Source organism: Pseudoalteromonas sp., from assembly GCF_041613455.1.
GTDB lineage: Bacteria > Pseudomonadota > Gammaproteobacteria > Enterobacterales > Alteromonadaceae > Pseudoalteromonas.
This window is the reverse complement of sequence record NZ_JBFJHD010000147.1, coordinates 1-7,604: the sequence shown is the minus strand read 5'-3', so window position 1 is coordinate 7,604 and position 7,604 is coordinate 1. Positions and strand designations below refer to the sequence as shown.

Sequence of the window (7,604 nt, the reverse complement as noted above, 5' to 3'; positions counted from 1 at the left end):
TGGCATTGGCAAAGCTTCTATTATTTAATTGCCGTTGTGTTAGTGCTACTCGCATGGAGCATTCCTCATACGCAGTTTAAAAGCGCACAGGTTAAGTCAGTGCTATCGCCTTTGGATTATATTAAACAATTACGTGAAGGGGCCGTACTGAAACTGTATGGCGCGGTTTTTTGTATGTTTTTTTGCTTTGCGGCGCTCTTAAATTACCTACCTTTTATTTTGCAAGATAGCTTTTTAATCACTAATACACGGGATATTGGCTTAGTTTATAGTGGCTATTTAATTGGCGCGCTCGCCTCGATAGCCACACCTTGGCTAGTTAAAAAAGCAACCACTCCTTGGCACCTGCTCATGGTTATTTTTACCCTGTATAGCGCAAGTATTATGCTATTGATGAGCCAGCAACTAATACTCTTTTTATGCGCTTTTACGTTATTTTGTGGCGCTATGTTTGTGATCCACTCTACCGCTGCGCCGTTAGTCAATAAAATAGCGACAGCGCCGCCAAGTGTCACTAATGGCGGCTATGTCTCGTTTTATTACAGTGGAGGAGCCCTCGGCTCGCTCTTACCCGGTGTGGTGTATCAGCAGTATGGACAAAGCGCATTTATGAGCACCTTATTAACGGTATGCTTATGCGGTTTAATGCTGATTATCTGGGCTTATTTTGCAGGTAAAAAAACCACCCGCGGTTGATGTTCTGTGTGTTGAAAAAATGCTTCTAAATCTGACTTATGCAACACCCAAGTTTGAGTATTTTCAAATGGATGACAATGAAATAATTCATTAAACCAAATGTCCTGATCGAGCCACACAGTAACCTCGTTTTGCTTGTCGTTCATTGTACTCAACATAGATACACACCCTGGCGCGACTTTTAAGTAACGGGCTAGGCGCTCACTAGAAGCAAAGCCTAAACGCGAGAGTCCTTGTTGCTTAGCAAGGGCTTTTAAATCGAGTTGTTTATCATGGGCGGTTATCACTAAAAAATGCCGTTTACCTTCGTTATCACGCAAAAATAAATTTTTTAGCCGTGTTCCAGGACGCTCAAGCATAATTGCATCGGCGTCTAAACTCCCCTGTAACGGGGGGTGCTCTATTACTTCATAGTCAATATTTAACTGCGCTAACAGCGCAGCTAGCTTTGCTTTATCAGCCAACATACTACAAACAACGTCCTCTTAATTGCACACTTAAATCACGCCATACTACGTCATTAATTTCATGCTTACCTTGACAATAATTACGCTCTTTAAGCGCTTTATTTAAAAACTCTACCGCTTGATCTTCCAACCTTAACTTTAATACGCTTGACTCTTCAAAGTGCTGCTGCTCAGCAAAGCGCTTAACGTCGCTGCGGGTAAGCCGTTTATCTAAATCTATATTTTGCCGATTTTTAGCTTTTACCGACACCACATAAGCAAACAGCTTATTGCCGTGCTCATCTTGTTTTTCATGAAACTGTTGATGATTAATTTCATAAGGCTGTTCATCCATTGAGCTCGCACATCCTGCGAGCAATCCTATCAGTACTAAAGCATACTTTTTCATGGCCAATCGTCTTTTTACTGAATATTGCCGCTGAGTCTAACAAAATTTCCGTTAAACAGTAAAATTAGTAAAAAAATACTTGACCAAATTTATAAAAAAAATTAAAGTTCATCCCGCTTAGGACTCAGCACTTAAGCATTTTACCTATCGTGTAAAATTAGGAATGTGGGGCTATAGCTCAGCTGGGAGAGCGCCTGCCTTGCACGCAGGAGGTCAGCAGTTCGATCCTGCTTAGCTCCACCACTTTCCTACTTCAACTCTCTCTGTTTAGTGAACACCTCAGTTATTACTCTTTTACAAGCTTGTTATTCTAGCTATTATTTTTATTGTTTAATTGCATCACTTAACCCTTAGTGAGCTGTACATAATCGCTCTGCAAATAACTTTTATGCCTACGTTGTTAAATAATACCGGGGTAGGAATAGCAGGCACAAAAAAACCGAGCTAAGCTCGGCTTTTTAAAATACCCATTAATGTCGCTTATTCGCGGATTTGGCCATCGCCATTAACCAAGTACTTTTCGGTGGTTAATGACTCAAGCCCCATTGGGCCATAAGCATGCAGCTTCGAAGTAGCAATACCAATCTCAGCACCTAAGCCAAGCTGTGAGCCATCTGAGAAGCGCGATGACGCGTTAACTGTAACTACCGATGCATCAACACTACGTTGGAATAGCTCTGCTGTAGCGGCATTTTTAGTACAAATTACTTCGGTATGATTAGAACCAAACTGCGCGATATGATCTATTGCAGCAGCAAAACTCGGGACCACGCGAATGGCAATTTCTAAATCTAAATACTCTTCGCCAAATTCATTGTCGGCAAGTACAGTAGCGTTGTCAAAATACTCGGCCGCTTGGCTATCCGCATTAATTTTTACACCTTCTTGGCGTAATACCACGGCGCACAGGTTTAAAAACTCATCGGCAATATCTTGATGTACCACTAAACCTTCTAGCGCATTACACACACCGGTGCGTTGAGTTTTACCATTAAGCAGTAGGTTAATTGCCACTTCAAGATCGGCGTCTTTATCCACATACAAATGGCACACCCCTTTAAAGTGTTGAATCACAGGAATAGTGCTGTTTTCAGTCACAAAGTTGATCAGCCCTTCACCACCCCGCGGAATAATTAAATCTATGCTGTCACGTTGCTGCATCAATTCCATTAATAGGCCACGATCGGGGTCGGGAATAACCGAAATAAGTGCCGCAGGTAAATTATGCTTTTCAAGCACACTGTGCATAACGCTGGCAATCGCTTGTGAGCTTTTCAATGCTTCTTTACCACCACGTAAAATAACGCCATTACCCGATTTAAAGCACAGCGCACCGGCATCCGCAGTCACATTGGGACGCGCTTCGTATATCATGCATACCACACCCAGTGGCACTCGCATTTTACGAATTTTAATGCCATTGGGACGCTCGGTAATATCACGTAACTGACCCACAGGATCAGCTAAACTGACAATTACTTCAATGCCTTCGGCCATCGCCTCTACGCGCTCGTCATTCAGTGTTAAGCGGTCAATCATAGCGGCCGCTAAATTATTATCGCGTGCTGCGGCTAAGTCAGTTTCGTTTTCTTTAATGATAAACGCTTTTTCAGCGCGCAGTGCCGCTGCCATATCGAGTAGCACTTTATTTTTTGTCTCGGTATCGAGTAACGCTAACTGATGTGCAGCTTTAGCTGCCTGACGTGAAATATCCGTAATTAAACTCATGACTTCTCCAATAATGCGATATCTTTTTCAGATATAACTGGTCCAATTGAATCCTGCATTTTATCGCTGAATTCACTCTGTTCGTTATCTGCTATAAAGTTTAACAAACAGCTACTATAATTTGCGGTTGCTTTGGCTAAGCGCGTACCATCTTCGCTACGAATTAAAATGGTGTCGCCAATAGCAAACTCACCGTGTACTTCGACAATTTCATCACCACGAATACAGCCTGACTCACCTTCTAATGACTCATCAAATGAACCATCGACCACAACTTCACCCTGTTCATTCGCTGTATGGGTCATCCAATGCACTGAATCTTGCATTGGTTTTTCATAAGGTAAGAAAATAGTACCCGGGTTTTCCCCTGCTAATAATCGCGTAAATGTTTCTTCTTCAAAACCGTTAACAATATAAGTGGCAATACCATGCGAAGTGGCTTTTTCTGCCGCTTCAATTTTGGTTTTCATACCACCGGTGCCTACCGAGCTCGTAGCACATCCTGCCATAGCGTAAATAGAGTCATCAATTGATTTAATTTCAGGTAACAACACCGCATCATCATGCAGGTTAGGGTTTTTATCATAAAGCCCACTCACATCAGAAAATATAAGCAATGCATCGGCATCTGCCGCAGCGGCAACCATCGCTGATAAATTATCGTTATCACCTACTTTTAAGTCATCGGTCGTCACCGCATCATTTTCATTAATAATAGGTAATACACCATTTTCTAGCAAAGTAAATACGGTTTCGCGAATACTTTGGTAGCGCTCACGGTCGCGCAAGTCGCCATGAGTAAGTAATAACTGCGCTGAAGGAAAGTCAAAAAAGCGATCCCACATTGCTATCATCTCAGTTTGACCCGCTGCGGCCATGGCTTTTTTCATCACCACTGAGCGAGGCTTGTCTGTTGGAAATAAGTGCGAACCTGCCGCAACAGAGCCCGATGACACTAAAATTACTTCGATACCACGGGCACGACAGCGAACAATAAACTGTGCGATGGTTAATATATAGCGCGAACGGCAGCCATCTTGATCTGGTGCAATTAGAGCACTCCCCACTTTAAGTACGATACGTCGCCAATTTAACTTTTGCATAAATGTTCAACTTTCCATTTTATCTGCGCTCATCAAGCTAGATGAGCTAAAACTAATTAGCTAGGTTTTAAAAAACATAGCTTCGAATTTGATTCATCATTTAGGTCACACTTTTTGCACACAAAGCTGCCGTAGCTAAAACCGCGGTTTTAGCTTGAAGCGCAGACATTAAATAGCAACAACTCGGTATATAGAGTCGCACTAACAGAAAATTAAAAAGTGTTGTTTATGCATCGCTGTAAAAGCTGTGTGTGGCTTTTATGTTAACAACATGCATAGAGCCTCTTAAGTCAGATACACCAACAGATAGGGCGATGACTTAAGGACCGAGATTTAACCGCCACGATGGGGATTAAATATTGAAAGGTAATAATTCAACTCAAACATTTATTTATTTATATAACTAAATAAACTTGTTTAGTAAAACCATACCAAAGAGTCCGGTAAATGATATTTTTACTGCCCAAACCTTTAATTTACTACAAAACAGTATTATAGCGATTAATTATGAAGCTAATATTAATAGCCCGTTATTTAAAAAATACCGCCTTAATTAGACAACTAATTGTTTGAACACGAACTATAATACGCCAAGTAGGGGGGTAAGATCAAGGTTAAAATTCCAGCTAAAAGCGATAACCTCACTTTAGCCTGATTTTTTTATATTAAATATCATACGGTTAATAAGCTATACAGCGGTTTTACTGACGTTTAAACTAAAATAATCAGAATATACCCGCTTAATTACAGCCCATCTAAATAAAAATTCTATTAGGAAAGTTGAGCTTATCCGTGTATACCCCTGTATTATAATTAACATACGTTATACTTTTAGCTATCACATTAACAAGGAATTCTTAATCTATGTCAGCAATTTATATAGCCGGTATTGCACTTTGCTCTGTGCTTGCCCAATGGCTTGCTTGGGCGTTTAGAGTCCCTGCTATCTTGTTTTTATTGCTTACCGGGCTATTACTCGGGCCATTTAGCGGCGTACTCGACCCCGATGCACTGCTAGGTGATTTATTATTTCCTGTCGTTTCATTGAGCGTTGCAGTGATTTTATTTGAAGGGGCGCTCACATTGCACTTCAGAGAGCTTAAAGGTATCAGTAAGGTGGTGAGAAACCTCTGCTCTATTGGTATGCTGGTAACTTGTATTGTGATTAGTTTCAGTGCCTATTGGCTGCTTGAGCTGAACTGGCGGGTGGCCGCTGTGCTAGGTGCGGTACTGGTGGTGACCGGTCCGACCGTGATTGCCCCTTTGTTAAACTCTATGCGTCCCACTCAAGATATAGACCGCATATTACGCTGGGAAGGCATAGTTATTGACCCTATTGGCGCGCTGTTTGCGGTACTGGTATTTGAGGCAGTAATGCTTGTAGGACAAGGTGAGGTGTTTAGCCACACTATTATTGCGCTGTTTAAAACTTTAGGGGTTGGTTTAAGTATTGGTGTTATTTCTGGCTGGATCACCACACAACTAATACATAGAGAGTGGCTCCCTTTTGAGCTACATAAATTTGGTATTTTGGCATTAGTGCTGATCAGTTTCTCAATATCGAATCATTTAAGCCATGAATCAGGCTTATTAGCAGTCACTGTGTTTGGTATTTGGCTTGCCAATCAAGATGACCTAGAAATAGACTCGGTGCTGGAGTTTAAAGAAGACCTATCGATGATTTTAATCTCGACCCTGTTTATTCTGCTCGCAGCCCGCTTAGAACTATCTGACTTAATGATGCTAGATAGCGATGTGTTTATATTTTTAGCGATTGTGCTCTTTATTGCACGACCTCTGTGTATCGCTATCTCAACCTTTGGCACCGATTTACCGGTGAAGTCGCGCTTAGTGCTGGCTTGGATCGCTCCACGAGGCATAGTTGCAGCCGCAGTGGGCTCGGTATTCGCGTTAAGTATGATAGAAGCAGGTGTCGCTGATGCGCAAAAGATGGTGCCGCTGATATTTACCGTGATCATTATTACCGTGGTGCTGCAAAGCTTAACCGCTATTCCTTTAGCCAAGCTATTAGGGGTGCGCCAACCGTCACCAAACACCATTTTAATTATTGGTGCCAACCATGTGTCACGTGCCATCGCCCGAGGTTTAAAAGAGCAAAATATTCCGGTGCACTTGTCTGATCCAGCTTGGGAAAACTGCAAAATGGCAAGAATGGATGGTCTACCTTGTTATTACGGTAACCCACAATCAGAACATGCCGAGCGTTATTTACCGTTAACAACGATTCGCAGCGTATTGGCGTTATCACCCAACCGCCATCACAATGCACTGGGGGTGCAATACTTTTCGCACTTACTTAATGATAAAAACGTGTTCTCTTTACGCTCGTCGTCATCACATGCCAAAGCCAATAAAGACAGCGCCACTTTCTTATCTCGACAAATACTATTTGGTGAGAACGGTTCTTATGCAAAATTAAGTAGCGTGATAGCCAAAGGCGGCAAAGTCAGTGCTACGCGTATTTCCGATGAATTTAGCTGGCAGCAATACCTAGAAATGAACCCGGAAGCGATCCCGTTGTTTATTCTCAAGGGCGATAAAGATGGCGATGATGACGCCCCGGTAAAACTAAGACCGTTTACCAGTGAGATGGAAAAACTACCACAAGAGGGGGAGCGCATAGTCGCCCTGCAACCCGCTAAAGTTTCACTCATCAAAGATCCTAATAATAACAAAGGTAAAGAGACTGACAGCAGCGCCATTTAGGCGCCATTAGCTATGCAAGCTAGGTACAAAGCCTAGCTTGCATAGCTATTATCGTGTTGTACGGGCGCGCGCCACTACGCTGTCTGGCATTTTTTCAGCGAGCTGAGCAAGCAAGTGATGAATATGTTGCTGTGTGTTTTTATTTGCCGTTACGGCATTGAATAACCAACTGTATGCATCTTCAAAGTCACGCGGACTGCCATAACCTTGGTTTAATAACTTAACTAAACGTAACTGGGCTTTTAAATTGCCTTGCGCTGACGCTTCGCGTAAATAAGTGATAGCCTTGGCTTTATCTTGCCGCACCAATTGACCTACATCATAGTAACGCCCTAATTGCTCTAAAGCTGCAGCTAACCCCTGCTCGGCCGCTTTACGCATATAGTAAACACCCAATGCGACATTACGCTCCACACACACGTTGTAGGCGAGCATATCGCCATATAAAAACTGGTAAGACGGCAGCGCCATTTTACTGGCTCTTGCCTCTATATC

The 7,604-nt window shown here is 42.4% G+C and carries 7 protein-coding genes and 1 tRNA gene; 3 read left to right on the top strand and 5 right to left on the bottom strand.

All coding sequences use genetic code 11. The annotated features are described in order from the left end of the window. A partial coding sequence (locus ABYB02_RS12385; protein ID WP_372762754.1) for an MFS transporter occupies positions 1-696 on the top strand: 696 nt, incomplete at its 5' end. Here ABYB02_RS12385 and ABYB02_RS12380 read toward each other — a convergent pair. Both ABYB02_RS12380 and ABYB02_RS12375 read right to left on the bottom strand, forming a co-directional pair. Next, the gene (locus ABYB02_RS12380) at positions 663-1,163 is read right to left on the bottom strand and encodes a prolyl-tRNA synthetase associated domain-containing protein (RefSeq protein ID WP_372762753.1); all 501 of its coding nucleotides are present in this window, start codon (positions 1,161-1,163) and stop codon (positions 663-665) included. The two genes, ABYB02_RS12385 and ABYB02_RS12380, sit on opposite strands and share 34 nt — an antisense overlap. Before the next feature lies 1 nt (position 1,164). Then, positions 1,165-1,551, bottom strand: a complete 387-nt coding sequence (locus ABYB02_RS12375; RefSeq protein ID WP_372762752.1) for a hypothetical protein — start codon at positions 1,549-1,551, stop codon at positions 1,165-1,167. Positions 1,552-1,718: 167 nt separating this feature from the next. On the opposite strand from ABYB02_RS12375, the gene ABYB02_RS12370 reads away from it, so the two are divergent. After that, positions 1,719-1,794, top strand: a tRNA-Ala gene (locus ABYB02_RS12370). Between the two features lie 237 nt (positions 1,795-2,031). Here ABYB02_RS12370 and ABYB02_RS12365 read toward each other — a convergent pair. After that, entirely contained in the window at positions 2,032-3,279 is a 1,248-nt protein-coding gene (locus ABYB02_RS12365) for a glutamate-5-semialdehyde dehydrogenase (protein WP_372762751.1), read from the bottom strand. Continuing rightward, positions 3,276-4,382, bottom strand: a complete 1,107-nt coding sequence (gene proB / locus ABYB02_RS12360) for a glutamate 5-kinase (RefSeq protein WP_372762750.1) — start codon at positions 4,380-4,382, stop codon at positions 3,276-3,278. Before proB ends, ABYB02_RS12365 begins: the two co-directional genes overlap by 4 nt. An 864-nt stretch (positions 4,383-5,246) precedes the next feature. Here proB and ABYB02_RS12355 point away from each other — a divergent pair. Beyond that, positions 5,247-7,109 (top strand): cation:proton antiporter, encoded by a 1,863-nt coding sequence (locus ABYB02_RS12355; RefSeq protein WP_372762749.1) that lies wholly within the window; start codon positions 5,247-5,249, stop codon positions 7,107-7,109. 48 nt (positions 7,110-7,157) lie between these two features. Here ABYB02_RS12355 and ABYB02_RS12350 read toward each other — a convergent pair. Further along, positions 7,158-7,604 (bottom strand): tetratricopeptide repeat protein (locus ABYB02_RS12350; protein WP_372762748.1); only part of this gene is annotated, 447 nt, incomplete at its 5' end.

Coding starts and splice junctions, on each gene's coding strand:
- ABYB02_RS12380 (WP_372762753.1), bottom strand. CDS start 1,163: ATGTTGGCTGATAAAGCAAAGCTAGCTGCGCTGTTAGCGCAGTTAAAT.
- ABYB02_RS12375 (WP_372762752.1), bottom strand. CDS start 1,551: ATGAAAAAGTATGCTTTAGTACTGATAGGATTGCTCGCAGGATGTGCG.
- proB (WP_372762750.1), bottom strand. CDS start 4,382: ATGCAAAAGTTAAATTGGCGACGTATCGTACTTAAAGTGGGGAGTGCT.
- ABYB02_RS12355 (WP_372762749.1), top strand. CDS start 5,247: ATGTCAGCAATTTATATAGCCGGTATTGCACTTTGCTCTGTGCTTGCC.
- ABYB02_RS12365 (WP_372762751.1), bottom strand. CDS start 3,279: ATGAGTTTAATTACGGATATTTCACGTCAGGCAGCTAAAGCTGCACAT.